22 protein-coding genes and 2 pseudogenes are annotated in these 25,909 nt (G+C 67.6%); 16 read left to right on the forward strand and 8 right to left on the reverse strand.

Going from position 1 to position 25,909, the window contains the following annotated elements; genetic code table 11:
* Nucleotides 1-317: 317 nt before the first annotated feature.
* Nucleotides 318-1,714: pseudogene (locus RCH07_RS13585) on the reverse strand (putative bifunctional diguanylate cyclase/phosphodiesterase).
* 335 nt (nucleotides 1,715-2,049) lie between these two features.
* Between RCH07_RS13585 and RCH07_RS13590 the strand changes: the two are divergent.
* From RCH07_RS13590 to RCH07_RS13610, 5 genes are all read left to right on the forward strand, one after another.
* Nucleotides 2,050-2,487: a GGDEF domain-containing protein gene (locus tag RCH07_RS13590; RefSeq protein ID WP_326968009.1), complete on the forward strand. Its 438-nt coding sequence runs from the start codon at nucleotides 2,050-2,052 to the stop codon at nucleotides 2,485-2,487.
* Between the two features lie 490 nt (nucleotides 2,488-2,977).
* The gene (locus RCH07_RS13595; RefSeq protein WP_326968010.1) at nucleotides 2,978-3,445 is read left to right on the forward strand and encodes a GatB/YqeY domain-containing protein; all 468 of its coding nucleotides are present in this window, start codon (nucleotides 2,978-2,980) and stop codon (nucleotides 3,443-3,445) included.
* Nucleotides 3,446-3,784: 339 nt separating this feature from the next.
* A complete protein-coding gene (locus RCH07_RS13600) occupies nucleotides 3,785-4,897 on the forward strand; it encodes a class I SAM-dependent methyltransferase (RefSeq protein ID WP_326968011.1) in 1,113 nt (370 codons plus the stop codon).
* Nucleotides 4,898-4,988: 91 nt separating this feature from the next.
* The gene (locus tag RCH07_RS13605; RefSeq protein ID WP_326968012.1) at nucleotides 4,989-6,581 is read left to right on the forward strand and encodes an ABC-F family ATP-binding cassette domain-containing protein; all 1,593 of its coding nucleotides are present in this window, start codon (nucleotides 4,989-4,991) and stop codon (nucleotides 6,579-6,581) included.
* Nucleotides 6,582-6,665: 84 nt separating this feature from the next.
* Nucleotides 6,666-6,980 (forward strand): hypothetical protein, encoded by a 315-nt coding sequence (locus RCH07_RS13610; protein WP_326968013.1) that lies wholly within the window; start codon nucleotides 6,666-6,668, stop codon nucleotides 6,978-6,980.
* A gap of 90 nt (nucleotides 6,981-7,070) precedes the next feature.
* Here the strand turns inward: RCH07_RS13610 and corA are convergent, their stop codons facing one another.
* Both corA and RCH07_RS13620 read right to left on the reverse strand, forming a co-directional pair.
* Complete coding sequence (gene corA / locus RCH07_RS13615; RefSeq protein WP_326968014.1) at nucleotides 7,071-8,066, reverse strand: magnesium/cobalt transporter CorA; 996 nt, start codon at nucleotides 8,064-8,066, stop codon at nucleotides 7,071-7,073.
* A gap of 76 nt (nucleotides 8,067-8,142) precedes the next feature.
* Nucleotides 8,143-8,640, reverse strand: a complete 498-nt coding sequence (locus RCH07_RS13620) for an Lrp/AsnC family transcriptional regulator (RefSeq protein WP_326968034.1) — start codon at nucleotides 8,638-8,640, stop codon at nucleotides 8,143-8,145.
* A 178-nt stretch (nucleotides 8,641-8,818) separates the two neighbouring features.
* On the opposite strand from RCH07_RS13620, the gene RCH07_RS13625 reads away from it, so the two are divergent.
* Nucleotides 8,819-10,060: an MFS transporter gene (locus tag RCH07_RS13625; RefSeq protein ID WP_326968015.1), complete on the forward strand. Its 1,242-nt coding sequence runs from the start codon at nucleotides 8,819-8,821 to the stop codon at nucleotides 10,058-10,060.
* 20 nt (nucleotides 10,061-10,080) lie between these two features.
* Here RCH07_RS13625 and RCH07_RS13630 read toward each other — a convergent pair whose 3' ends face one another.
* Complete coding sequence (locus RCH07_RS13630) at nucleotides 10,081-10,587, reverse strand: Lrp/AsnC family transcriptional regulator (RefSeq protein WP_326968016.1); 507 nt, start codon at nucleotides 10,585-10,587, stop codon at nucleotides 10,081-10,083.
* A gap of 132 nt (nucleotides 10,588-10,719) precedes the next feature.
* Here RCH07_RS13630 and RCH07_RS13635 point away from each other — a divergent pair, with 132 nt between their 5' ends.
* Complete coding sequence (locus RCH07_RS13635) at nucleotides 10,720-11,883, forward strand: trans-sulfuration enzyme family protein (protein WP_326968017.1); 1,164 nt, start codon at nucleotides 10,720-10,722, stop codon at nucleotides 11,881-11,883.
* Between the two features lie 458 nt (nucleotides 11,884-12,341).
* Here RCH07_RS13635 and RCH07_RS13640 read toward each other — a convergent pair whose 3' ends face one another.
* Together RCH07_RS13640 and RCH07_RS13645 are read right to left on the reverse strand one after the other, a co-directional pair.
* A complete protein-coding gene (locus tag RCH07_RS13640; protein WP_326968018.1) occupies nucleotides 12,342-13,709 on the reverse strand; it encodes an MFS transporter in 1,368 nt (455 codons plus the stop codon).
* Nucleotides 13,710-13,913: 204 nt separating this feature from the next.
* Complete coding sequence (locus RCH07_RS13645; RefSeq protein WP_326968019.1) at nucleotides 13,914-14,951, reverse strand: nitronate monooxygenase; 1,038 nt, start codon at nucleotides 14,949-14,951, stop codon at nucleotides 13,914-13,916.
* Nucleotides 14,952-15,137: 186 nt separating this feature from the next.
* Here RCH07_RS13645 and RCH07_RS13650 point away from each other — a divergent pair, with 186 nt between their 5' ends.
* From RCH07_RS13650 to RCH07_RS13690, 9 genes and pseudogenes are all read left to right on the forward strand, one after another.
* Complete coding sequence (locus RCH07_RS13650) at nucleotides 15,138-16,040, forward strand: N-acetylglucosamine kinase (protein ID WP_326968035.1); 903 nt, start codon at nucleotides 15,138-15,140, stop codon at nucleotides 16,038-16,040.
* A 21-nt stretch (nucleotides 16,041-16,061) separates the two neighbouring features.
* On the forward strand, nucleotides 16,062-16,514 hold the full coding sequence (locus tag RCH07_RS13655) for an NUDIX hydrolase (RefSeq protein WP_326968020.1): 453 nt from the start codon (nucleotides 16,062-16,064) through the stop codon (nucleotides 16,512-16,514).
* A 339-nt stretch (nucleotides 16,515-16,853) separates the two neighbouring features.
* A pseudogene (rsgA, locus tag RCH07_RS13660) lies at nucleotides 16,854-17,907 on the forward strand (ribosome small subunit-dependent GTPase A); the annotation flags it as partial.
* A gap of 291 nt (nucleotides 17,908-18,198) precedes the next feature.
* Complete coding sequence (locus RCH07_RS13665) at nucleotides 18,199-19,305, forward strand: ABC transporter ATP-binding protein (protein ID WP_326968021.1); 1,107 nt, start codon at nucleotides 18,199-18,201, stop codon at nucleotides 19,303-19,305.
* Complete coding sequence (locus tag RCH07_RS13670) at nucleotides 19,305-20,027, forward strand: ABC transporter permease (protein ID WP_326968022.1); 723 nt, start codon at nucleotides 19,305-19,307, stop codon at nucleotides 20,025-20,027. Before RCH07_RS13665 ends, RCH07_RS13670 begins: the two co-directional genes overlap by 1 nt.
* Complete coding sequence (locus RCH07_RS13675) at nucleotides 20,024-20,770, forward strand: ABC transporter permease (protein ID WP_326968023.1); 747 nt, start codon at nucleotides 20,024-20,026, stop codon at nucleotides 20,768-20,770. The genes RCH07_RS13670 and RCH07_RS13675 overlap by 4 nt, the downstream gene beginning before the upstream one ends.
* On the forward strand, nucleotides 20,767-21,723 hold the full coding sequence (locus RCH07_RS13680; RefSeq protein WP_326968024.1) for an ABC transporter substrate-binding protein: 957 nt from the start codon (nucleotides 20,767-20,769) through the stop codon (nucleotides 21,721-21,723). The genes RCH07_RS13675 and RCH07_RS13680 overlap by 4 nt, the downstream gene beginning before the upstream one ends.
* A 174-nt stretch (nucleotides 21,724-21,897) precedes the next feature.
* A complete protein-coding gene (locus RCH07_RS13685; protein WP_326968025.1) occupies nucleotides 21,898-23,118 on the forward strand; it encodes a pyridoxal phosphate-dependent aminotransferase in 1,221 nt (406 codons plus the stop codon).
* 76 nt (nucleotides 23,119-23,194) lie between these two features.
* Nucleotides 23,195-24,049, forward strand: coding sequence for a polyphosphate kinase 2 family protein (locus tag RCH07_RS13690; protein ID WP_326968026.1), 855 nt, complete (start codon nucleotides 23,195-23,197; stop codon nucleotides 24,047-24,049).
* A gap of 103 nt (nucleotides 24,050-24,152) precedes the next feature.
* Here RCH07_RS13690 and RCH07_RS13695 read toward each other — a convergent pair whose 3' ends face one another.
* On the reverse strand, nucleotides 24,153-24,383 hold the full coding sequence (locus tag RCH07_RS13695) for an exodeoxyribonuclease VII small subunit (protein ID WP_326968027.1): 231 nt from the start codon (nucleotides 24,381-24,383) through the stop codon (nucleotides 24,153-24,155).
* Between the two features lie 76 nt (nucleotides 24,384-24,459).
* On the reverse strand, nucleotides 24,460-25,746 hold the full coding sequence (gene xseA, locus RCH07_RS13700; protein WP_326968028.1) for an exodeoxyribonuclease VII large subunit: 1,287 nt from the start codon (nucleotides 25,744-25,746) through the stop codon (nucleotides 24,460-24,462).
* Between the last annotated feature and the right edge of the window lie 163 nt (nucleotides 25,747-25,909).

Consider the following 25,909-nt stretch of genomic DNA (forward strand, 5'->3'; position numbering starts at 1 on the left):
CTGTTGGTCAGCGTGGTGGTGTATCCGGTGTCGGACAGATCTGTGGCGCGAGGCCGTCCTGGTGGCTGGGGTTTTCCTGTAAGTTGCGGATGACTGTTCGGAGTTGCTGGACGTCTTTGATTGACAGGGCCTTGCCGCTCTTGGTGGCGAGCTTGATGGGCCCACATCCCGGATTGGATTGCTGTGCAAGGCGTCATGGCTTACCGCGAGACCGATCATGCCGGTCAGAACGCAGCTCTCGCGTAGTGCGAGGTCCGCCCGCTGCAGCCGGTCGACGAGGCGGCACTTGGTTGAAATCTGACGGGTGAGGACGGCGCTCAGGTGGCCGCCACGGCGGCGGTGCGGGTAGCTAGCCAGGTGTCGAATTGGTCGGCGGTGACCGGCCGGGAGAGGAAGAAGCCCTGCGCGGAATCGCAGCCATAGCTGGCGAGTTCGGTCAGCGCGGCCTTGTCCTCGACTCCCTCCGCGACAATCCGCAATCCAGCTTGTGTGCCAAATCGATCGTCGACGCCACGAGCGCGGCCGCGCGTGTGTCCTCGGCCATCGGCAGCACGAATGAGCGGTCCAGCTTGAGCTCATCGATCGGCAAGTCCCGCAGATATGCCAGGGAACTGTACCCGGTTCCGAAATCGTCGATCGAGATTTGGATCCCGGCATCCCGCAAGCGGGTGAGGATATCCAGCGCCCGCGCCCGATCGGTCATGAAGAAGCTCTCGGTAATTTCCAACATCAACACGGACGCCGGTAGGCCGCGATTCGCGATCATCGCGGCGATCCGGGTGGGCAGGTCCGTGTCGACGAGGGAACTCACCGACAGGTTTACCGCGATCGTGAGCGGGTGGCCCCGCTCCTGCCAGACGAGCGCCTGATCGAGGGCCTTCGTCAGCACGACCCGGGTCAGCTCGTGCATCAGCCCGGCATCCTCGACCAGAGGCAGAAACGAGTCCGGGTACACAAGGCCACGCACGGGGTGCTGCCATCTCACGAGCGCCTCTACGCCGGCAACCTCGTCGGATCCGAACTGGACCTTGGGCTGATAGTGCAGCAGTAACTGGTCATCGCTGAGCGCGAGCCGCAGCTCCTCGAGGGTGCGCAGCCGGGCATCGCCGTGGCCATCGTCCCCGACCGTGTACACGTGATGGCCGCTTCGCGACTCCTTTGCCTTGTACATCGCAATATCCGCCTTGCTCAGCAGCACGCTGAGGTCACGGCCGTGACCGGGTGCAAGCGCGACGCCGATGCTCGCACTCGTCTGCAGGCCGATGCCCGGCAATGCGAACGGAGCAGCCAGCGCCGCCCGCACACGGAGCGCGATCCCCACCGCCGCTGCCCGAAAGGTGAGCGGAACCGCCGCCGCCGCGACCGTGGCTGCGGCGAGAACCACAGCAGGAGTCGATAGGGTCATTCGGGTGCCGAGCAGGAGCGCGCCAAGCCCGACAGCGACGGCGAGCATCGGCACAGAGACCGGAAGCACCTGGCTTGCGGGGGCCGCCAGGCGGACTTCGACCCGGGAGGCACCATCCGCCCAGCACGCGACCAGCATGACGCCGATCGCCCAGCCCACGTCAAGGACATACCCGGAGGCGTACGTTCCTTGCTGCGAGAGGAGGGCATAACCCAGGTCGGTGTCGGCGTAAGTGGACAGGCCGATGGAGAGCACCATCCAGCCTGGGCCGAAGCCGAGCTTCGGTGCAGAGGCCATGCCGGTGATCATCGCCACCAGCAGCACGTCGCCCAGCGGATAGGCGTAGGCGCCCGTCGTCGCCAGCGAGGCTGGCCCGGAAGCGGCCTCGCTCAGAACCGGATCGAGCAGCACGGCGAACAGGGTTGCGCCACCCTTCCTGTTCTGTTCGGCACGGTCACCGTCGGGGTCTTGGTGATGGTGTTCGCGGTGCGCAGTGACCCGGAGGCCAGGGCCGTGTTAGGCGCTTCGCTTCCGGGTCTCGGGGTGGCTGTGAACAACGCGCTCACCCACGAGGAACTGCAACGGACGGCTTCCCTGGACCCGCTGACGGGCGTGCTCAATCGACGCTTCGGGCTGGTCCGTCTGTGGCGGAGGAATTCGATCGGTCCAGGCGATCCCACGAGTCGCTGGGGGTGCTCATGCTCGACCTCGACCATTTCAAGGCAGTCAACGATGCCTTCGGTCATCTGGTCGGCGACCGCGTGCTGCGCAACGTAGTGCACGAGGCGCGAAAGGTCCTGCGCGAGGGCGACGTGCTGTTTCGGTTCGGCGGAGAAGAATTCAAGGTTGTCTTGCCGGGGGCGAGGCCGGACGATCTCGCAATGATGGGTGAGAGAATCCGCCGGGCGGTGGCCGAAGCAGACCTCGTCGAGCACGGTCAGCCCATTCGCGTCACTGTCAGTATTGGCGGTTTCGCGTGCCCCGCCGGGGACACCACGACTCCGCAGGAAATGATTGGTCACGCCGACCTCGCCCTCTACTCCTCCAAGAAGTCCGGTCGGGACCGATGTGTGATCGCCTGACGGATTAGAAGGGGCCGTACATCGAGGCGGCGACCGAGACTGCCCCGGCCGATCGAACCGCACCGCAAAAGGTCCCGTCTCTTCGCGTATGCCGGGATCGCTCCCGCTGCCTTCCCTCCGACAACCCTGGACCCGGGCACGTCGATCCACGGGTAGCACCCCTCGCGGTCGGGGAACAAGGCACCGAAGATTGCCTTGGTCCGCTCGGCCCGGTCGGCCATCAGCGGCCACGACCCGCTCACCATGGCCTACTCCCTGTGCAAGGGGGAGGCCTGATAGCCCACGGATCCGCGCGTGGACTCCGGGCCATCAGCCTCAGCGTCGAGGACGGGAACCGGGCCCGGGTCCTCTGCGGGCGTTTCGGCTTCGTCAAGGCCGGCCGCAACGGCGGCTCAGACAAGCTCTTGCTCGAACTGAAGTCGACGTGGCGGCCAACGCGCCGGGGGAGCGGGACATTGCCGATATCCTGTCCAGTGAGACGAGGAGAATCATGACCACCCTGAAAGAACGCCTGCACGCTGACGTCGTCAGCCACATGAAGGACCGCAACAAGCTGGCCCTCACCACGGTGCGCAACGTGCTGGGCGAAATCGAAACCCGCGAGAAGTCCGGTAAGACGCCGATCGTGCTCGACGACGCCCAGGTCACCTCGCTGCTTCAGAAGGAAGCCGCCAAGCGCCGCGACACCGCCCGCATCTACGTCGTGGCCGGGGAGACGGACCGGGCGGCAGCGGAAATTGCCGAGGCCCGGATCATCGAGGCGTACCTGCCGCAGGCACTGACCGCCGCCGAGGTGGAAGCAATCGTGGACGGGGTTATCAATCTACTCAAGGCTGATGGTGTTGAGCTGACCATCCGGCAGCTGGGTGCCGTGATGAAGCCTGTCACGGCAAAGGTCGCCGGACGCTTCGACGGCAAGGCCGTCAGCGAGATCGTGCGCAGCCGCATCCCGCAGTAACAGGACGGTCCGGCCCCGAGAGCCAGTCGTCCTGGCCTGACAGCGGATGACCTGACGCCTGATGGCGGATGACGACCATCGCTCAGCTGTATCCTGAGAGGGTACATCGAGCGGCAGAATCGGCCTTTTCGTCGGGCTCGGTTCATCGCCGGACCGTTGGCCGAAACCTTGGACCGCATCCCAGGCATCGCGGAAACCCGCCGTAAACTTCAGTCTCCGATCCGCCCCTCGGACTCTGGGAATGGAACTCATATCGCTACCGCCGCGCCAGGCCCCCTGGCCATCCCGACGCCGGCCCTCCAGCCCCCGCAGGCAGCCGGGGCGGATAGGCCCGCCGTCGTGACCTGGGCGGAGGCCGGCCACAGCAGGACTGCTCGGTGGCGATCGGCGAACGGAAGGCTCGCGCCCGCGCGCGTCGAAGTGGTCGACGACGCGCTTACGGCCGATGAGGCGAACCGGATGGCGTCCCAGGGCATCGCGATGCTCTGGCACGGAGACTTTCACAATGCGCGGCAGATCCTCAACGCCATGGACCGGCGGGTGGGCGCCGGGAAGAAGAAGAAGAAGAAGACCGCTGACACCCCGGCCGATGGGTTCTACCGGCATCGCCAGGCCCGCTCGCACCGCGCGCGCATCCTCGGCCTGCTGCTGATCCCGCTTGATCCGGGCCCGGTGGTGCCGCTGCGGCGCTCGCCGGACATCCAGGACGCCGTCGTGGAGGCATACGGGGAGATCGGCGGATCTTCGGTGGTGTCCCTGCATGAGCTCGTCGGGGCCATCGGTGCCCACGAGTGGCGAAAAAACGGCGTCTTCGTCGACGCGCTGCAGGGCCGCATCCATCCGCACTACGGCACGTTCTTCCCCACCCGCAGCGAGTACGTGGACCTGGTGGCCGCCGCTGCGCTGCCCTCTGACACGCTGGCGTTCGACGTCGGAACAGGAACCGGGGTGCTCGCCGCCCTTCTGGCCCGCCGCGGCGTCCACCGCGTGGTGGCGACGGACAATGAACCCCGCGCGATTGCCTGCGCCGCCGAGAACTTCCGGAATCTCGGCGTCCAGGACCGTGCGGAGGCTGTGCTGGGCGACATGTTCCCGCCCGGCCGCGCCCCGCTCATCGTGTGCAACCCGCCGTGGATTCCGGCCACGCCGCATTCCTCCCTGGACAATGCCGTCTACGACCCCGGCAGCCGGATGCTGTACCGTTTCCTGAGCGAGCTCTCCAGTCATCTGGAGCCGGGCGGTGAGGGCTGGCTCGTGCTCTCGGATCTCGCCGAGCATCTGGGCCTGCGGACCCGTGATGAGCTGCTGGGCGCCATCGACTCGGCCGGCCTGGAGGTGCTGGAACGGCTCGACACACGGCCAACCCATCCGAAGGCTTCCGACCGCAACGATCCGCTGTTCCAGGCCCGCACGGCCGAGGTCACTTCCCTGTGGCGGCTCGTTCCCCGTTAGCGCCAGGCGCCGCCGCGCAGCGCCACGCAGTGCTACGCGCCGCTGGGCGCGCACATGCCTTACCAAGCCCCAACGCGAGAGAGAAATACCCATGAGCCTGATCCGGCTGCAGGATGTCAGCGTCCGCTTCGACAACACCCAGATCCTTCGCGAGGCGTTCTTCCGCCTCGAAGCCGGGGACAGGGTGGGCCTGATCGGCAAGAACGGCTCCGGGAAAACGACCATCCTCAAGCTGGTCCTCGACCAGGTGACACCCGATACCGGCACCGTGACCCTGGAGCTGGGCACCAGGGTGGGCTACTTCTCCCAGTTCTCCGAACTCAACGGCGACGCCACAATCCGGGAGGTTCTTGACGGACTGTTCGCCGAGATCACGGCCATCGAAGCCGAGCTCGCAGCCATTGACGCGGCCATCGCGGCGGACCCTTCCGGCGCAGACCTCGACCGGCTGATCCAGCGCCAGGCCGAGCTGTTCGAGGAGATGGACCGCCTCGACGGCTGGGATTACCCGCGGCGCATCGACACGGTACTCACCACCCTCGGCTTCGACGAGGCGCACCGCAGCTGCGCGATCGATGAGTTGTCCGGCGGCTGGCGCAACCGCGCGGCCCTGGCCAAGATCCTGCTGGAGGGCCCGGACGTGCTGCTGCTCGACGAGCCCACCAACTTCCTGGACGTGGCCGGCGTCGAATGGCTGGAAGGCTGGTTCCGGGACTTCAAGGGTGCCGCGATCATCGTCTCGCACGACCGGAAGTTCCTGGACGCCGTCGTCACCCGGATCATCGAAGTCGAAAACTTCCATCTGCACGAGTACCCGGGCAACTTTGGCGAATATGTGGTGCAGAAACAGTTCCGCCTCAAGACCCTTGAGCAGCAGTTTGTGCACGAATCGGAGCTGTTGGCGTTTGAGGCCGAAGGGATCGCCGACCGCCGCGAGGCTGCGAAGGCCGCCGGCCGCGGGCTGGGGAACCAACTGGCCAAGATCAAGAAGTCCCGCACACCGCGGCCCGTGGACCAGATCGTCACGGAGATCTACGGCGGCCTGCACGTGAAGGATGTGCTCTGCCGGGTGGAGGGACTGGGCAAGTCCTATGGCGAAAAGGTGCTGTTCGAGGGCCTGAGCTTTGAGATCCGCCGGGGCAACCGGATTGTGGTCCTCGGCTCCAACGGAAGCGGCAAGTCCACACTGCTGAAGGTGCTGACGGGGGAGGAGCAGCCGGATTCCGGCGACGTGGCCTGGGCCAAAGGGCCCGGTTTTGTCTCTTACAACCGGATGCTCGAAGACCTCGACGACGCCGACACCGTGTCCCACGCGGTCAACGCGTTGCCGGACAGCCTGGCTTTCAGCGCCACGAAGAAGTCCGTGAACAGGTTCCTCGCGATGTTCCAGTTCTCGGAGGCCGATCTCAAGCAGAAGATCGGGAACCTCTCCGGCGGGCAGAAAGCGCGTGTCGCCATGGCGCAGTGCCTGCTGTCCGGCGCCTCGGTGCTGTTGTTGGACGAGCCGACCAACCACCTGGACATGTCCAGCACCCAGGTCATGGAACGGGCGCTGATGCACTTTCCGGGGGCTGTGGTGGTGGTCAGCCACGACCGTTTCTTCAGCGACAAGATTGCCAACCGCCACCTCGTGTTCGGCGCCGACGGCGCGGACCCGGGCGAAGTCGAGGTGCGCGCCGCCTGAGGCTGGCCAGCCCGCGCCGGCGAATGCGACCCCCGGGCCTGTGACGCACCCCGCAGCATGGCCGTTCCGCGGGATAATGGGACCATGGCCGAACAGGATCAGGACCGCGACCCGTGGGATGAGTTCGATAGGCTCAAGCCGGCGGGTCCGGACCGCGTTGCGGGATACCCGGGTGGTGAACCTGTGGGATTTGGCTTCCGCACGGGGGTCCGCAGCGCGAAGGTGGCCATCGGCTTCGCCGTCTACGCCCTTACGCTCGGCACCATCCTCGTGATCTGCGGGGCTGTCGTCTTCATCAGCCAGGGTGCGTGGCTGCTGCTCGGGCTGATGGTCCTGATCGAGGCCGTCTTCGTCCTGGCCTTCCGCCGGCTTGTGGCTCAGGCGCGGCTCCGCCGGTAAGCAGCCGGGCCTGCAGGCCCGGCGTTGACACCAGTCCGTTGCCGACTTGGCACTAGCCGGCCGGAAGGGCCCGACGCTTGCCTGCCGGGGTTACAGCCAGCCCTTTTTCTTGAAAATGGCGTACATCATCGTCGCCGTGGCCGCCATCAACCCGATGGCCATTGGATAGCCGAAGGTCCACTGCAGCTCCGGCATCGATTGGAAGTTCATGCCGTAGATGCCCGCCACAATGGACGGGGCGAAAAAAATGGCGGCCCAGGACGAGATCTTTTTGACCTGCTCGTTCTGTTCCGCGCTCGCCTCATTCTGCCTGGTGGCGGTCAGGGTCCCGTCGAGGGTGAGGGCGTTCTGCAGCAGGTCCCGGAACGAATCGGCCCGGGAGATCAGCCGCGCCACGTGGTCTTCCACATCGCGGAGGTTGTGCTGCAGCTCGCTCGTCACGCCGTATTTTTCGAAGCCGCGCCGGAGCAACTGCATCATAGCGGGCAGCGGGTGGATGGCGCGCTGGAACTGGATCACCTCGCGGGCGAGTTCGTAGATCCGCCGGGAGACGGTCGTGTCTCCGCCGAAGAGCTGGTCCTCGATCTCGTCGATGTCGTTTTCCAGCCCGGCGACGACGGGCAGATAGTCATCGACTACCTGGTCGAGCAGCGCATACAGCACCGCCTCGGGACCTTGGGCCAGGAGTTCCGGGCGCCGCTCCAGCCGCCGGCGCACCTGCGCGACGCCGCCGGTCTCGGCGTGCCGGACCGTCACCACGAAGTTCTTGCCGGTGAAGACGTGCAGCTCGCCGAATTCCACCGTCTCGGATTCATCCAGATACCGGGCCGGGCGCAGCACGGTGAAGAGGTTGTCGTCGTAGCGTTCCAGCTTGGGGCGCTGATGAGCCGAGATCGCGTCCTCCACGGCCAGTCCGTGCAGTCCGAATTCCGCCGCCACGGCAGCCATTTCGGCTTCCGTCGGCCGGTAAAGTCCAATCCACGCCATGCCGCCGCGCTCTGTCAGGGTCTCGAAGGTCTGCTCGAGGCTCTGCGGCTCGGCGCTGCGGACGCCGTCAACGTAGACGGCGTTATCGATGATAGTCACGGGGCAATTATCCCGTGTCCCCGGGGAATTTGGCGGCAGCGGCCGCAGAACGCGCCGCGCCGGAGGGTGCGGACCGTCACTTCGAGCGGACGGGAGCCAGTGAACTGCCCTGGGCGAGCCTGCTGATCAGCGGCTCGGTGCGGTACGGGATGTGCGTGTGGAGAGCCAGTACGGTCTCCGTCCTGATGACGCCCTTGATCCGCAGGATGGACCGCAGGGCGGCCTGGAGGTGATGCGTGTCGGCGGCCACCACCCGGCACCAGACGTCGCCGCGTCCGGAGATCTCGTGGACTTCCAGGACCTGCGCGATCAGGCGCAGGGCGCCCACCACGCCGTCGAGTTCGCGGTGGTTGACCTCGATGGTGACGAAGGCGACGACGTCGAAGCCCACCGCCTCAAGGTCGATCTCCCGGCCGCCGTCGTGCAGCAAACCGGAGCGCTGCATCCGCCGCAGGCGGGACTGGGCGGTGTTCCGCGCGATGCCCAAGGATTCACTGAGGTCGCCGATCTGGATTCGCGGGTCCCTGATTAGTTCCAGCAGGATTTTCAGGTCGGTGGGGTCCAGACTGTTCAAATCATCACTCCAGTTCACTTTGGCAGCCAGCAATTGACTATTCTAATCAATTTTGACACAGACCTTAGCCCCAATAGGTCATGAAGGCGTCAAACTTTAGGGACCAATTGTCACCGGGCCGGCGGTTCCCCCACCAGAGGGAAAGCGCGCGGCCCGCTTCCATGCAAAGGGCCCGGGCTTGACTGTCTTTAGCGAACTCCGCATGCGCCCGGCCACGGCTGGCCGCCGTGCCTGGGACGCCTCCACCACGGCGCGGCTGGTCATGGCCGGCGTCGTGATTTTCACACTCCTGGTGGGTGCCAATCTGGCGACCCCGTTGTACCCCTTGCTGCAGGCCAGACTCGGCATCACCGCCTTGGCTGTCACGGTGGCCTTCTCCGCCTATGTCCTGGCGCTCGTGGCGACGCTGATGCTCGCCGGACACTGGTCGGACCACATCGGCCGCCGCGCCGCCTTGGTGCTGGCGGTCCTGGTGGGACTGGCAGGCGGCGCCGTCTTCGCCACCGCCGACAGCCTCACAGCGCTCTGTGCCGGCCGGGCGCTCCAGGGCGTTGCGGTGGCACTCGCCACCGGAGCCAGCTCCGCGGCGCTCCGTGAGCTGCTTCCCAGCCGTCCGGAGTGGGCCTCGCGGTTCACGCTCCTGGCCTCCGCCGGTGGAGTCGCCGCCGGGCCGGCCATCGGGGGAGTGCTCTCGCTCCTTCCCGGGCCAACGTCCACGCCGTACTACCTGCATTCCCTTGTCCTGGCGGCCTTACTGGTCCCGCTGTACCTGCTCAAAGCGCGGCCGGCCGTCAGCTCCACTGCAGGGCCCCAGCCGTTGCGGGTGCTGGCACCACGGCGGCCGTCCGTGTCCAGCGAGGCCCGCGGGGCCTTCTGGCTGGCCTCCTCGGTGGGGTTCCTCAGCTTCGCGGTCTTCGGCTTCTGCCTCTCGCTTGCGCCCGGCTACTTTGCGGCGATCGTCCACGCCGAGTCACGGCCGCTGATTGGCCTGTTGGCGGGAGTGACGCTCGGGTCCTCGGCCCTGAGCCAGCTGCTGGCCGTGCGGGGACGCTTTGTGGTGCCGGCCGGGCTGGGCGTGCTGGCGGTATCGGTGCTGCTGATTGCCGCTGCCGCCGCCTGGAGCAGCCCGTGGCTGCTGATCCTGGCGAGCATCACGGCCGGCGTCGGCCAGGGCGTGTCCTTCCGGACCGTGTTCAACGATGTGGCCGGAAAAGTCGAGGCATCGCGCCACGCGCAGATCGTCAGCACCGTCTACGTCATCACCTACCTGGGCAGCGCGTTCCCCGTCATCGGGCTGGGGCTTGCCGCGGGCGTGGTCGGCCTGCAGGCGGCCGTCGCCGGCTTTGTGGTGCTCTGCTCGCTTGCCGCCGGGACCCTCGCGGTCATCACCCTTCGTACGGCCCTGCGCCGGGACGCTTGACAGCGTAGAACCGTGGGCTGCTAGTCCGGCAGCGGACCCTGGTTGCCCTGGATGTGGTCGAACACGAGTGTGGTTTCGGTATGGCCCACAACGGGATCGGTGGCCAGGTTGTCCAGCACCCAGTCGCGCAGGTCCTCGGTGGTGGCCACCGCGATGTGCAACAGGTAGTCCACCGAGCCCGAGGTGTGAAAGGTTGAGAGCACGGCCGGCAGCTTGGGGACCCGTGCGGTGAAGCGGTCGATCTGCTCGCGGTCGTGCGCCCGCAGCCGGACGGCGATCAGTGCCTGCACCGAGCGGCCGATGGCGGACAGGCTGAGCTTGGCTTCGAACCCCTGGATGATCCCGCGCTCGGACAGGGCGCGGGTGCGCATCAACGCGGTGGACGGGGCGATGCCGACGAGTTCCGCCAGCTGCTTGTTGGAGATGCGGGCATCGGCGACGAGGGCCGCGAGCAACCGCTCGTCGATAGCGTCCAGCGGCTCGCCGGCACCCGCGCCCGGCCGAATATTCTTCGCACTGCTATTCACGGATCCTCCTTGACATGTGGTCTATTCATCATAAACGCCCGATTCCGACAGTTCCATTCATCAGCCCTATAAAACTCCGAATTATTGCCAGATACTTGCCACATTTAATGGTGAATATTCATAAGGAGCAAGGTGCTTTCTCAAGACTCGCTGGCCGTTCACGCCGGCCGGAATGGCCTCACTGAACTGGGCGTGCACGCGGTGCCCATCGATCTTTCAACCACGGCGCCGCTTCCCTCGGTGCACGACGGCGGCCTCGCCTATGAGCATATGGCCACCGGCGGCACCCATGTTGAGGGCCAGAGCACGGTCTATCAGCGGCTCTGGAACCCCACCGTGGCCCGCTTCGAGGAGGGCGTCGCCGTCCTGGAGGACACCCCGGAGGCCGTCGCCTTTGCCACCGGCATGGCGGCGTTGAGCGCGGTGCTGCTCGCGGTCGTGGCCACCGGAAAGAAGCACGTGGTCGCGGTCCGTCCCCTGTACGGCGGCAGCGACTACCTGCTCGCCTCGGGGGTCCTCGGCAACGAGGTCACGTTCACCACCCCGGCGGGCGTCCGCGCCGCCCTCCGGCCGGACACCGGACTGGTCATCCTTGAGACGCCGGCTAACCCCAGCCTGGAACTCGTCGACATCGCCCGGGTGGCCGTTGCCGCGGACGGTGTCCCGCTCCTGGTCGACAACACCTTCGCCAGCCCTGTCCTCCAGCAGCCCTTCAAGCACGGTGCCGCGATGGTACTGCACAGTGCCACGAAATTCCTTGGCGGGCACGGCGATGCCATGGGCGGCGTCGTGGCCGCGGCATCGGAATGGACCACCAGGCTGCGCCAGATCCGCGCCGTCACAGGCGGTATCCTGACGCCCTGGCCGGCCTACCTGCTCCACCGCGGGCTGGCGACGCTGCCGGTCAGGGTCCGCGCCCAGCAGGCCAGCGCGCAGAAAGTGGCCGTCACCCTCGCCGGTCACGGGCTGGTCCGGCGCGTCTTCTACCCCGGTCTGCCGGAATGCGATCCGCAGGGCCTGATCGGGACGCAGATGGCCGGCCCCGGTTCGCTGCTGGCCTTTGAGCTCGCCAGCGCTGACCACGCCGAACGGATCCCCTCCGCGGTCCGCATGATCACGCACGCGGTCTCGCTCGGCGGCATCGACACCCTGATCCAGCACCCGGCCGGGCTCACCCACCGGCCGGTGGCCGCCGAGGCCAAGCCGCACGCCAGCCTGCTCCGCGTTTCGGTGGGCCTCGAGGACCCCTCGGATGTGGTGGCCGACCTCGTGCAAGCGATCGAGTCGACGCGCTAGCGGTCATTTTCGCTGGTTCGGCCGGGGTTTCGGCAGCGCCAGGACGTTTTCGCGCCGGTGGGCGGGGGACATGCTCATTCTTCGCACCCGGGACTGGGCATAATGACACTTTGTCCACCCGCTGGGCACTGCGCGGGGCATGTCCCTTGGGGCGGGTGTCCAGTCCCGCGGGACATGCCCATTTTTGGCGCCTGGGACCGGGCATATTGACACTATGTCCACGCGCTGGGCACTGCGCGGGGCATGTCCCTTGGGGCGGGTGTCCAGTCCCGCGGGACATGCCCATTCTTCGCGCCTGGGACCGGGCACAATGACATTATGTCCAGCCGTTGGGCCCGGCGCGGGGCATGTCCCTGAGCCGTGCCCTCCCGGCCCCCGGCCCCCGGGCCAAGACTCCCGGGCCAAGACTCCCGGACGAATCAGCGAAAAGGCGCGCCAGCCCTGCGGTCGTTCCAGCGCTACGGTGCCGGTGCGCGGGGCACCGGCTGCTGCCGTGCGGGATGCACGACGGCGGTGATCACCGCCGTCGTGCACGCCAGCCCGATCACGGTAAGGGCAAGGGCCGTCCAGCCGAGTGACTGGAAGACCAGCCCGCCGGCCCAGCCGATGATGCTCGAGCCCAGGTAGTACGCAAGGTTGTAGAGCGAGGCCGCCTGGGCGCGGCCGGTCGTGGCAATGACTCCGGTCCAGCCCGCGCCGACGCTGTGCGCCGCGAAGAAGCCGCCGGTAAACAGCAGCAGGCCCGCCATGATGAGGGCCAGCAGCTGGGTGAGCGTCATCGCCAGGCCGACTACCATCAGCACGGTTCCGGCGATCAGGACGCTGCGCCGCCCGAACCGCAGCGTCAGCCCGCCGGCCCAGCGTGAGGACACCGTTCCGGACAAGTAGGCGAGAAAGATCAGGCTAATGACGGCGGCGGGCAGGCTGAAGGGTTCCCCGGTAAGCCGGAAGCCGAGGTAGTTGTAGACCGCCACGAAGCCGCCCATCAGCAGGAACGCCTGGACGTAGAGGGCCAGGAGCCGGGGATTCCGGCCGTGGCCCGCCAGGGTCCGGAGCGCGCCGCGGAAGCCGCTGGCCGCCGCAGCCGTGAATCCCCGCGCCTGCGGCACCAGGACCAGGAACAACACGGCTGCCGCCGCGGCCAGGAGGGAGACGGCCAGCGCCGCGGCCCGCCATCCCCACAGCTCGCCGACGACGCCGGCCAGCAGCCGGCCGGAGAGTCCGCCCAAGGTGGTGCCCGCGACGTAGCTTCCGGCCGCCATGGCGGCGTGGGCCTTGTTGACCTCCTCGTTGAGGTACGCGATCGCGATTGCGGGGATGCCGCCCAGGGCCATACCCTCCAGCATCCGCAGACCCAGGAGCATCGGAAAGGTTGTGGCGAGCGGAACCAGCAGCCCCAGGACAGTGGCGCCGGAGATGCCCCACATCATGGCCCGGACCCGGCCGATCCGGTCGGCCAGGAAAGACCATGGGAGTACGGTCACGGCGAGTCCCACGGTGGCCAGCGAGATGGTCAGGGCCGCTTCCGCCGCCGTGACCTGCAGGTCCGCCGCCATCATGGGCAGCACCGCCTGGGTGGAATACAGCTGGGCGAAGGTCGCGACGCCGGCGAAGGCCAGTCCGGCAAGAACCTTTCTGTACGCCGCGGATCCTTTCGGATGTCCCGCCCAGGCGGGAGCGTCCGCGTGAGCCGCAGCCGCAGCGGGAGCCGCAGCCGCAGCGGGAGCCGCGCCGTCAGCGGCCGGGTGGACGCCGTCGGAAGACGGGACGGGTGGCCCGGGCGGAACGCGTGCGGCGGCGCGGCGGGGCAATGCGGGTCGTGGCATCCAACCACCTTAGGCCTCGACCAAGGCCTGCATCCAATGCATGTTTGCCATGGAATCAATGTCAAGTACGGAACGGATGAGGACAGCCGGTGCCATGGACGAGGAACGCAAACAACTCGTGCAACTGCTTCCGCTGCTGCCACTGTTGGCCGGGCTCGGGCGCACCCAGCACACCATCGGCGGGTTCGGCTTAACGGGTGGTGGTCAGTCGCCGGCGGGCAGCCCTGCCGTCACGTCCGCGACCACCTCCGCCACGGAACCGGTCCGCGCCTGCCGCCAGCCTGTGCCGGCCCAGAGGTTCAGCCGCTCCGGGTCCCCGGCAGCAGCCGCGGCCGCGCGCAGCGGAGCGGTGAGGTGATGGATGGCCGGATAGGCCTCGGGTGCGTGGGGGTGGTCCCGGACGAACTCATTGACCAGCGCCCGGGCCTGGCGGCCAGTGAAAGCGGCGGTGAGCCGGGTCCGGGTGAAGTGCGGGCTGGCCAGGGCATCCTTGTGCAGCTGCCGGGCTCCGCTCTCATCCGTCCGAAGGAACGCGGTGCCCAGCTGGGCGGCGTCGGCTCCGGCGGCCAGCACGGCGTCCAGCCCGGAGCGGTCCATGACCCCGCCGGCGGCAATCAGCGGGAGCCCGACGGCGGACCGCACCCGGGCGACCAGCTCCGCCGTCGTAGCCGGCTGAACGCAACCCGGTAGGAACGCGGCACTGTGACCGCCGGCGCTCGCATGCTGGACCACGAGCGCGTCCGCGCCGCGTTCGGCGGCCTGTAGCGCTTCGGCCTCAGTGGTGATCGTGGCGAGCACCGCGGAGCCCGCCCGGCGCAAGGCTCGTATCACCTCCGCGCCCGGCAGCCCGAAGGTGAAACTGACCAGTTCCAGCGGATCCTCCAGCAGCGCGTCGATCTTGGCCTGCCAGTGATCGTCGTCGTCGAACCGCAGCGGCGGGAGCTGCACCCCGTAACGGGCGGCATCGACGCGGAGCTCGGAGCGGTAGGCCTCGAGCTCCGCGCGCAGGCCATCTGTCGGCTTCAGCCGGGGGCGATCGGGGACAAAGACGTTCATCCCGAAACGTGCCCCGGAGCCCCGGGTGTTGCGGATTTCTGCCGTCATGGCGTCCACGGTCTTGTACCCCGCGGCGAGAAAGCCCAGGCCCCCGGCGGCGTGCACGGCGGTGACGAAGGCCGGCGTGGACGTGCCGCCGGCCATCGGAGCGGCGATGATGCGGGTACCGAAGAGGGCGTGCGGCATGGCTCACTCCTGGAGGCGATTCAGTAGGCTGGTCTGGTGACCCATTCTGACATCCCGCCGGCGGCGGACGCTGTGTCCCCTCATACCCATGCGGTCTCTACGCCTTCCACGCCGGTGTCCTCGCCGTCGCCGGCAACCGGGCCGGCAACCGGGCCGTCCCCCGCACGGGCCCCTGCAGCCGGTGCCGTGATTGGCCTTGATATTGGCGGAACGAAGACCCGAGGCGTCCGCTTCGAGGACGGCCAGGCGGTGGCCGATGAATCGGTGGGCAGCTCCAACGTCCAGAACGTCAGCCGGGAGGAAGCCGCGCGTCACCTCGCGGAGCTCTTTGCCCTGATCGGAGGGGGAGCCGTGGGCCAGGTCTATGCGGGAGCGGGCGGCATCGATACCGACGCCGACGCCGCGGCGCTCGCTGCCCTGATTGCCCCGCATGTGCCGGGCGCCCGGATCACCGTGGTCCACGATTCACGCCTGCTGCTGGCCGCAGGCGGGGCGAACACCGGCGTTGCCGTAATCGGCGGTACCGGCTCGGCAGCCTGGGGCAGGAACGGCCACGGCGACGAGGCGCGCGCCGGCGGCTGGGGTTATCTGCTGGGCGACGAAGGCAGCGGCTACTGGCTGGGCCGCGAGGCGGTCCGCCATAGCCTGCGCCGCATGAACCTGGGGCTGGAACCGGACGAGCTGACCATGGCGCTGCTGGCCTCCTGCGGCGTGGAGGGCCCCGCCAAGCTGATCGCGCTCTTCCACTCCACGGACACCGGACGCCGTTACTGGGCCCAGCGGGCCCGGTCCGTGCTCGAGGCCGCCGCCGCCGGCCATGCCGCCAGCCAGGCGCTCGTGGACCAGGCCGGTCGCGATCTTGCCGGACTCGCGGTCCAGTGCGTGCGGCAGCTGGGCATCGACGGCCCGGTGATCCTCGGCGGCGGACTCGGCATGAACGTGCCACGGCTGCAGGAGTCTTTCCGCTCGGCCCTGGCGGCCGCAGGGATCAGCGACGTGCGCGTCTTGGAGCGGGAGCCCGTCTTCGGAGTGCTCCAGCTCGTGGCCGAACAGGACAAGTCCGGCCTGAACCACACCCGCCAGGGCTAGTCCCGCCGCTACGCTGGGGGAATGAGCCTGAACTTCGACACCCGCCCTGCCGCCTACGCCGTCATCATCCGTGACGGCGCCATCCTGCTGGCGTACTGGAAACAGGGCGGCAAGGAAGGCTGGACCCTGCCCGGCGGAGGCCTCGATCTGGCCGAGCATCCGGTGGATGGGTGCCGGCGGGAAGTCTACGAGGAAACCGGGTACGACGCCGAGATCGGCACCATGCTGGGGATCGACGTCGGGCACTGGCCTGCCGAGATCCGGATCGACGGCGGCGAACGGGACTTCCAGTCCCTGCGCCTTGTCTACGAGGCGGAGATCACCGGCGGGGAGCTGCGGCACGAGGTGAACGGCAGCACCACCCACGCGGCCTGGATCCGGCTGGCCGACGTCGACGGGCTGAACAAGGTCTCGCTGGTGGACGCCGCGTTCCGGCTCTACCGTGAGCGGCCGCTAAACGGCAAACTTCCCTGACGGTTTGCCCTAGCCACGCCGGGGCAGGCATGGATAGCATAGGAGCGCCGCCGGCACGCGCCGGCGATAGAGGCAACGACGAAGCGGTAACAGGAGCGGGGAGGTGGAGACGATGACTGCACTTGCGCAGCGCGCGATGCGCGCCGATACCAGCCACATCAGTACTCCTGCCCCGGCTTTTAGCACCTCCTAGCCCGCATCAGCTGCCTGGTTCCCAGTGAACCGCCAGCGCGGCAGGTGCACCGGGGCCCCAGCCAAGGGACTTCGTTGACTTCTCCTTTTGTACGCCCCTCGTTTGTACGACCGGGCGCTCCAGACGCCGCCAAAACCAGCCACACCATCGATGCAACCGCAGGTCCGGACCGCTACGGCTACACCCCTGCAGTCGCCGCGCACTTCGCGGCCAACCCCGTGCCGGCCGGCACCGGCACGGGCCGGGTTGTCCGGGTGGACCGGAACCTGGTTCTCGTCGCCGCCCGGGACGGGGCGCTCCACCTGCCCTATCCGCGCGGCGGGGACCTTCCCGCGACCGGGGACTGGGTCTGGCTCGGCACCAATACTGCGGGGGAGCCCGCCATCGTGGGAGTTTTGCCGCGCCACTCGGAGCTGAGCCGCAAACGCGCCTTCGAAGGGTCTTCGGAGCCGCAGGTGCTCGGCGCCAACATGGACGTCGTCGGCGTCGTCGTCCCGGTGGACCGCCCGCTCACGCACAACCGGCTCGAACGCACCCTCGTCGCCGCCTGGGACTCCGGCGCCACACCGCTGGTGATCATCACCAAGGCGGACCTCCGGGACGTGGCGGACGACGTCGTGGGGCAGGTCATGCGCCAGGCCGCCGGCGTCGCCGTGGTCACCACCTCGGCCGAGCAGGGCGACGGTCTCGATGAACTGCTGGGCCATCTGCCGCCCGGCGGAACGCTTGTGCTGCTTGGACCCTCGGGCGCGGGCAAATCCACGCTCATCAACGCCCTCGTCGGCTTCGAGGCGCAGGAAACCGGTGCGGTCCGGGCGGGGGACGGGAAGGCTGGCACACCACGACGTCCCGTGAACTCGTGCCGCTGGCGGGCGGGGCCGTGCTGATGGAAACCCGGGCGTGCGCGGCTTCGGACTTTTCGATGCGGATGACGCGATGGCGGAGATCTTTGGCGACCTGGAGGACCTCTTCGGGGCGTGCCGCTTCTCCGACTGCGCCCACGGCCGGGAACCGGGCTCTGCCGTGCAGGCCGCGCTCGCGGACGGCTCCCTCGATGACCGCCGCTGGACGAGCTATTTGAAGCTGCAGCGCGAAGTCGCCGCCCTGGGCCGGCGCCACGACGCGGCAGCGAGCCGGGCGTATCAGCGGGAGTGGCAGCAAAAGCTCGCAGCTGCCGGCAAAAGCCAGCGCCCGGCGGAGCCGCTGACGGGGCGCAGCGACAAAAGCAACGCGGGGTCACTCCGCGCCCATTCCGCCGGGTGGAATGGGCGCGGAGTGACCCCGCGTTGCATGGCACACATCCAAAAGGCAGTCTGCTACGAAGCAACGTGCGGTCTCCTACGAATCGAGACGGCAGCCGCTGCGGCACTGACTTTCTCGCCGTCGCTGGCTACGCTGGGTTCTACCCGCTTTGCAGCAAAAAATCAGCATGCATATGATCAGTTGGCCGGACGGTCCGTCGTCGCCGCCAACAGTTAGGTAAGCCCGGAAATGGCTGAAGCCATGATCGAGTTCCAGAGTGTCACCAAGCAGTACCAAAGCGGGCAGGCTGCCGTAGATGATCTGACCATGTCCATTGACAAAGGGGCCATCACGGTTTTTGTCGGCCCCTCCGGCTGCGGGAAAACCACCTCGCTGCGGATGATCAACCGCATGGTCGAGCCGACGTCGGGAACCATCACCGTGGGCGGCGAGGACGTCACCTCGGTTCCGGCGGCCAAGCTGAGGCGGTCCATGGGCTACGTTATGCAGTCCTCCGGGCTGATGCCGCACCGTTCCGTGCTGGACAACATCGCCACCGTGCCCCGGCTTAACGGAGTCTCCAAGACCGAGGCGCGGAAGCGCGCGCAGGAACTGCTCGACGTCGTCGGCCTGGCCTCGTCGCTGGGCAAGCGCTACCCCTCACAGCTGTCCGGCGGCCAGCAGCAGCGCGTCGGCGTGGCCCGGGCGCTCGCGGCCGACCCGCCCGTGCTCCTTATGGACGAACCTTTCAGCGCCGTCGATCCCGTGGTGCGCGACGAACTCCAGCAGGAGCTCCTCCGGCTCCAGCGGGACCTGGCCAAGACCATTGTCTTCGTCACCCACGACATCGACGAGGCCACGGTGCTGGGGGACAAGGTGGCAGTATTCGGCCTCGGCGGCAAACTGGCGCAGTACGCGACCCCCGAGGAAATCCTGCGCGCCCCCGCGAACGACTTCGTGGCGTCCTTCGTGGGCCGGGACCGCGGCTTCCGGCACCTCGGGTTCAGCCCCTCCGACGGCGTCACCATCCACCAGGCCCGGACCGTCACCCCGGAGCAGCTCCAGCACGACGGCGGCATCCCGGACGAGTGGCAGCTGGTGGTCGACGGCGGGCTGGGCCCCCTCGGCTGGGCCGGCCCCGGCGCGGTCACCGGAGCCGTCCCGGCGATGGTCCCCGGCGGTTCGCTCTTCCGCAAGGGTGACACACTCCGGCGCGCGCTCGACGCGGCCCTTTCCTCGCCCTCCGGACTCGGCGTTGCCGTGGACTCCGAGGGCCGGGTAGCCGGTGTCATCAAGGCCGATGAGGTGCTCGCCGTGATCGAATCGGACCGCGTGGCCCGGCAAGGCGCGCTCTGATGGACTGGTTCCTGGCCAACAGCGGGCAAGTCGTCAGCCTGGCCGGCCAGCACCTCGTCCTGGCTATCCTGCCGATGATCTTCGGCTTGCTGATTTCCATCCCGCTCGCCCAGTTCGCGAGGCAGAACCGTGCCCTGCGCTCGGTGGTCCTGACGGCCTCCTCGCTGCTCTACACCATTCCCTCGCTGGCGCTTTTTATCATCCTCCCCACCATTCTCGGTACCCGGATCCTGGATCCCGTCAACGTGGTGGTGGCCCTGACGGTCTACGCCGTCGCACTGCTGGTCCGTGGCGCGCTGGATTCCTTCGACTCCGTGGACGAGGACCTCCGGCAGGCCGCCGTCGCGATGGGATTCAAGCCGTTCGCCCGCTTTCTGCAGATCGACCTGCCGCTGTCGCTGCCGGTGCTGTTTGCCGGGCTGCGGGTGGTCTCGGTCAGCAACATCTCCCTTGTCAGCGTCGCGGCACTGCTCGGCATCGGGAACCTCGGAATGCTGTTCACCTCGGGGCTGCAGCGCGACTTCGTCACCGAGGTGATCGTGGGCATCATTGCCATCCTCATCCTCGCGCTGCTGATGGACGCCGTGCTGGTGCTTCTGGAGCGGTTGCTGACGCCGTGGACCCGAGCCGCCGCAGCGCAGGGGCCCACCCCGGACAGGGCGGCCCTTCCGTCCGCGGCACAGCGGTTTTCGCGTCTCCCGTCCGGCGGGGGGAACGCATGAGTAACGTCGTCACGGACACCTTCGCCTGGCTCGCCGAGCCGGAGCACTGGTCCGGCAGCGCCGGGATCCCGGCGCGGCTGACCGAACACCTGCAGTACACGGGCCTGGTGATGCTGATTGCCACCGCCATCGCCATTCCCATCGGACTGTATGTCGGGCACACCGGCCGCGGGCGGGTGGCCGTCGTGGCCCTCGCCGGCGCCCTCCGCGCTTTGCCCACCCTCGGCCTGCTGACGCTCTTCGTCCTGCTGGCCGGCATCGGGCTCATGCCGCCGGTGTGGGCCCTTGTGATCCTGACCGTGCCGCCTCTGCTTGCCGGGACCTACGCCGGCATTTCCAGCGTCGACCGGAACGTCGTGGACGCTGCGCGGGCCATGGGCATGACCGAACTCCAGGTGCTCTTCCGCGCCGAGTTCCCCAACGCGCTGCCGGTGATGTTCGGCGGCTTCCGGACCGGTGTCCTCCAGGTGATCGCCACCGTCTCGGTGGTGGCATACATTAACCTCGGTGGCCTCGGCCGCTATCTGTTCGACGGGCTTGTCCTGTCCGATTTCCCGCAGATGCTGGGCGGTTCCCTCCTCATCGCGGGGCTCGCCATCGCCATCGACCTGGTCCTTGCCCTTTTCCAGCGGCTCTTCCTGTCACGGGGGGCCTCATCCCAGCCAAACCGGAGCCAGCAGGCTGCGGTGGATCTCACAGATTCCGTAACCCCGGAGCCTGTTGTTCAAGGAGGTACGTCATGAAAGAACCCCGCCCCCAAGCACTTGCCAGGCGCGCATTCGGCGGCCTGGCCGCCGGCCTGGGCCTGGCCATGGCCCTGTCCGCCTGCGGAGGCTCATCCAATCCGCTCTCGTCCGCCCCCGCCACCGGCAGTGCCGCGTCCGGCTCAGCCCTCGTGATCGGTTCCGCCGATTTCCCCGAGAGCCAGATCATCGCCGAGGTCTATGCCGGTGCGCTGAACGCGGCCGGCATCACGGCGAGCACCAAGCCGAACATCGGTTCCCGCGAGGTCTACTTCAAGGCCGTCCAGGACGGCTCGGTGGATGTCATCCCCGATTACAGCGGCAACCTGCTGCTGCACGTCAGCAAGGATGCCACAGCGGTCTCTGCCGAGGACATCTTCAAGGCGCTGCCCGGCAAGCTGCCGGAGGGCCTTGCCGTGCTCGAGGCCTCGAAGGCCGAGGACAAGGACGCGATGGTGGTCACCAAGGCCACCGCCGAGAAGTACAAACTGAAGTCCCTCGAGGACCTGGCCAAGGTCTGCGGCGAGATCGTGGTGGGCGCCCCGGCGACCTTCGCCGAGCGCGCCTACGGCCTGCCGGGCCTGAAGAAGAACTACAACTGCGTCCCCAAGAAGCTGGAACCGTTCAGCGACGGCGGCGGCGCCGTTACGCTGAAGGCCCTGCTCTCGGACCAGGTCCAGGTGGCCGATATCTACACCACCACCCCGTCCATCGCGGACAACGATCTGGTGGTGCTCGAAGACCCGAAGAACAACTTCATCGCCCAGCAGGTCCTGCCTCTCTACAACAAGGCCAAGATGACGGACAAGGCGAAAGAAGCCCTGAACTCGGTCTCCAAGGTCCTCACCACGGACGACCTGATCAACCTCAACCGCGCGGTCAGCGGAAGCCAGAAGCAGAACCCCAAGGACGCTGCGGCCGCATGGCTCAAGGACAAGGGACTGGTCATGTAGGGCGCACCTCCTTCATTTCCTGACGTACGACGGCGGCTGCCGGACTTTGCCTCACGGCGGGGTCCGGTTGCCGCCGTCGTGTTTGCCGCGGTGGTCCCGGTGCCTGTGACGGCCGGAAACGGCTGTGAGACATGACGCGGACGCAGTACATCCGCCATATGGCATATTTGATGAATGGCAGAATTCAAGCAGTCCACCAAGCTTCATAATGTCCTCTACGACATCCGTGGACCGATCCTCCAAGCCGCCCAGCAGATGGAGGCCGAGGGACACCGCATCCTCAAGCTGAATATCGGCAACCCGGCGCCGTTCGGTTTCGAAGCCCCGGACGCGATCCTGGTGGACATGATCCGGCACCTGCCGCACGCCCAGGGCTACAGCGATTCCCGCGGGATATTCTCCGCCCGCACCGCAGTGTCGCAGTACTACCAGACCCGCGGAATCCAGAACATCCACGTCGATGACATCTACCTGGGTAACGGCGTCAGCGAGCTCATCACGATGTCGCTCATGGCGCTGCTGAACGACGGCGATGAGGTCCTGATCCCCACACCGGACTACCCGCTGTGGACTGCCTCCGTGGCCCTCGCCGGCGGCAGGCCCGTGCACTACCTCTGCGATGAGGACTCCGGCTGGCAGCCGGATCTGGAGGACCTCGAAGCGAAGATCACCCCGCGCACCAAGGGCCTCGTGGTGATCAACCCAAACAACCCCACGGGTGCGGTCTACCCGGAGGCCACGCTGAAGAAGATCGTGGCCCTCGCCGAGAAGCACGGCCTGGTGCTCTTCGCGGACGAGATCTACGAGAAGATCCTCTACGAGGACGCCGTGCACGTGAACATGGCCAGCCTCACCGGGGACGACGTCCTCTGCCTGACGTTCAGCGGTCTCTCCAAGGCCTACCGGGTCTGCGGCTACCGGGCCGGCTGGATGGCCATCTCCGGACCCAAGAAGGATGCCGCGGACTACCTCGAGGGCATCAGCCTGCTCGCGAACATGCGCCTGTGCGCCAACGTCCCGGCGCAGCACGCGATCCAGACGGCGCTCGGCGGGTACCAGAGCATCAACGATCTGATCCTCCCCGGCGGGCGCCTGCTTGAGCAGCGGAACAAGGCCTACGACATGCTCAACGCCATCCCCGGCGTCAGCACACAGCAGGCGCGGGGTGCCATGTACTTGTTTCCGAAGCTTGATCCCGAGGTGTACCGCATCCGCGACGACGAGAAATTCGTCCTGGACCTGCTGCGCGAGCAAAAGATCCTCGTCTCCCACGGCCGCGCCTTCAACTGGGTCCGCCCCGACCACTTCCGGATGGTCACGCTGCCGCTGGTGAAGGACCTCGAAGAGGCAATCAACCGCATGGCGGACTTCCTGAGCCGGTACAAGGGCAACTAGCCTGAGGACAGCAGCGCGGCATGGGTGCTCCCATGTGTCCCTAACGGAGGCTGCGTGAACCGGAAAGAGGCCCTTGATGGCAGACGTCGTGAGATTTACGAAGAACTCCTCAGCCACCCTGAAGGCGCGCAAGGGTTTCAGCCTGAAGGACTCGGATCCGGACTCCACCCCGGGCTATGACGGGGACAAAAACGCCGGCGAAGAACTGCTCGCTGACCTGGATGACAACCTCGCGCAGCTCCAGGAGCAGCTATTTGCCGGGTCCAGGTTCGGCAGCACCCGGCGCATCCTGCTCATCCTGCAGGCCATGGACACCGCCGGAAAGGGCGGAATTGTCACGCACGTGATGGGCTCCATGAACCCGCAAGGGGTCCAGCTCAAGTCGTTCAAGGCCCCCACCCCGGAGGAGAAGTCCTATGACTTCCTGTGGCGGATCGAGAAGGAAGCGCCGGCCGCGGGCATGGTGGGCGTCTTCGACCGTTCCCACTATGAAGACGTGCTCATCCACCGGGTCCACAGCTGGGCCAGCCCCGAGGAACTCGAGCGCCGCTACACCGCCATCAACGACTTCGAGGCCCGGCAGACGGCGGCCGGCACCACGATCGTCAAGGTCATGCTCAACATCAGCCGGGACGAGCAAAAGGAACGCCTGCTGGCGCGGCTGGACGACCCGGCCAAGCTCTGGAAATACAGCAGCAACGACCTCAAGGAACGGGCCTTCTGGACCGACTACATGGACGCCTACCAGGCGGCCTTCGACAAGACGAGCTCCAAGGCAGCCCCGTGGCACGTGGTGCCCGCCAACAAGAAGTGGTACGCCCGGGTCGCGGTCCAGCAGCTGCTGCTGGAGGCCCTGGAGGGGCTGAAGCTGCAGTGGCCGGTACCTGATCTGGACGTCGGCATGGAGCGGGAGCTGGTGGAACGCTCCTGAGTCCGGCCCGGGGCGCCCGGCCGGTCTGCGTGCCTAGCCGGTCTGCGCGGCTTGGTCGCGGGCTGCGGCGAGCCGCTTGCGGGCGCCCGGCCGGTCCGCGTGCCTAGCCGGTCTGCGCGGCCTGGTCGCGGGCTGCGGCAAGCCGCTTGCGGGCGCCCTCGAGCCACTGCTCGCAGCGCTTGGCCAGCGCCTCGCCGCGTTCCCACAGCGCGAGGGATTCCTCCAGGCTCGCACCGCCGGCTTCCAGCTTGCCGACGACGCCGAGGAGTTGTTCGCGGGCGTCCTCGTAGCTCAGGGCCTCGATGTCGGTGTTGGGGTTCGTTTCAGCTGCCATGGCGTACTGCTCCTTGCTGGTCCCGGAGGACGGGTGGTTCTGGAAAATGTCATCGACCCGGGCGGAGTCCGCCGGGTCAGTCGTCGGCGGGCTCCTGGCCTCCGGTGGACTCCGCACTGAAGCGGCCGCCGGCCACGCGTACCGTCAATGCCGTGCCCGACGGGGCCTGGCCGGGGTGGCGCACCACTTCCCGGCCCGCTCCCGGAACCAGCTCACCCCCGGCGAGCTGCACGACGGCGTAGCCGCGGTCCAGCGTTTTCTGGGGAGACAACGCCCGGATCTGCGACTTGAGGTGGATCAGCTGATCGGCAGCCCGGACGACGGCGGTGGTGATCGCCGCGCGGGAGCGGCCCTTGAGCCGCTCGACGTCGTCGTTCCGTGTGGTGACCATACCCTCGGGGGACGCCAGCACCGGGCGGGAGCGCAGCGAAGCCAGCCGGTCGGTCTCCCGTTCCACCAGCCGGGCGGCTCCGCGCCGTAGCTGGTCCCGGGCCTGCCGGACGCGGGCGAGCTCTTCCACCACATCGGGGACGATCCGTTTGGCGGCGTCGGTGGGGGTCGAGGCGCGCAGGTCCGCCACATCGTCAAGGATCGGCCGGTCCGCCTCATGGCCGATGGCGCTCACCACCGGCGTCACAGCACCGGCCACGGCGCGGATGAGTTCCTCGTTGCTGAAGGGCAGCAGATCTTCGAGGGCGCCGCCGCCACGGGCAATGACAATCACGTCCACTTCGGGGCGGGCATCCAGCTCGCGCAACGCGCCGATGATCTGCGCGACGGCGGTGTTTCCCTGGACCGCCACTTCACGGATCTCGAATTCGACGGCGGGCCAGCGCAGCGCCGCATTGCGCAGCACATCCTTCTTGGCGTCCGAATCCCGGCCGGTGATCAGGCCGATCCGGTGGGGGAGCAGGGGCAGCCGCTTCTTCCGGGCGTCCAAAAACAGGCCCTCGGCAGCGAGGGCCTGGCGGAGCCGCTCTATCCTGGCCAGCAAATCGCCGAGCCCCACCGGCCTGATGTCCTTGACGGACATACTCAGCCGTCCGGTCTTCAGCCAGAAGTCGGCCTTGAGCAGGGCCACCACACGGGAGCCGCGTTCCAGCGGCGTCTCCTGGCGGTCCAGCACGTTGGTCCAGACGGACGCCGGGAGGGAGATCTCCGCGTCGACATCACGCAGGGTCAGATAGGCGTTGGTGCCGCGCCGGTTCAACTCGATGACCTGTCCTTCGACCCAGGCGGAGGGCGCCCGGTCGATGTGCATCTTGAGCTTTTGGGACATCAGCTGCAGCGGCCAGGGGTTGTCCGGACTGGTTTCCGCAGCTGTGGCCGGTACTGTGGTGGCCGCCGCGACGTCCTCAGACACGCCCGTACCCCGTGGCGGAGATTGCCTTGTGCATGTGTGCTGGTCCTTTGCGGGGCTGTGGTTGTCGAAGGGCTGGGTCTACTGAAGGGCTGGGTCTGTCGAAGGGCTGTGTCTAATGAATTGCTGTGTCTGCCGGCTGCGGATTGTCTGCTCAACTCTATCC

The organism is Arthrobacter sp. CG_A4, from assembly GCF_035985125.1.
In the GTDB taxonomy this organism is placed as follows: domain Bacteria; phylum Actinomycetota; class Actinomycetes; order Actinomycetales; family Micrococcaceae; genus Arthrobacter.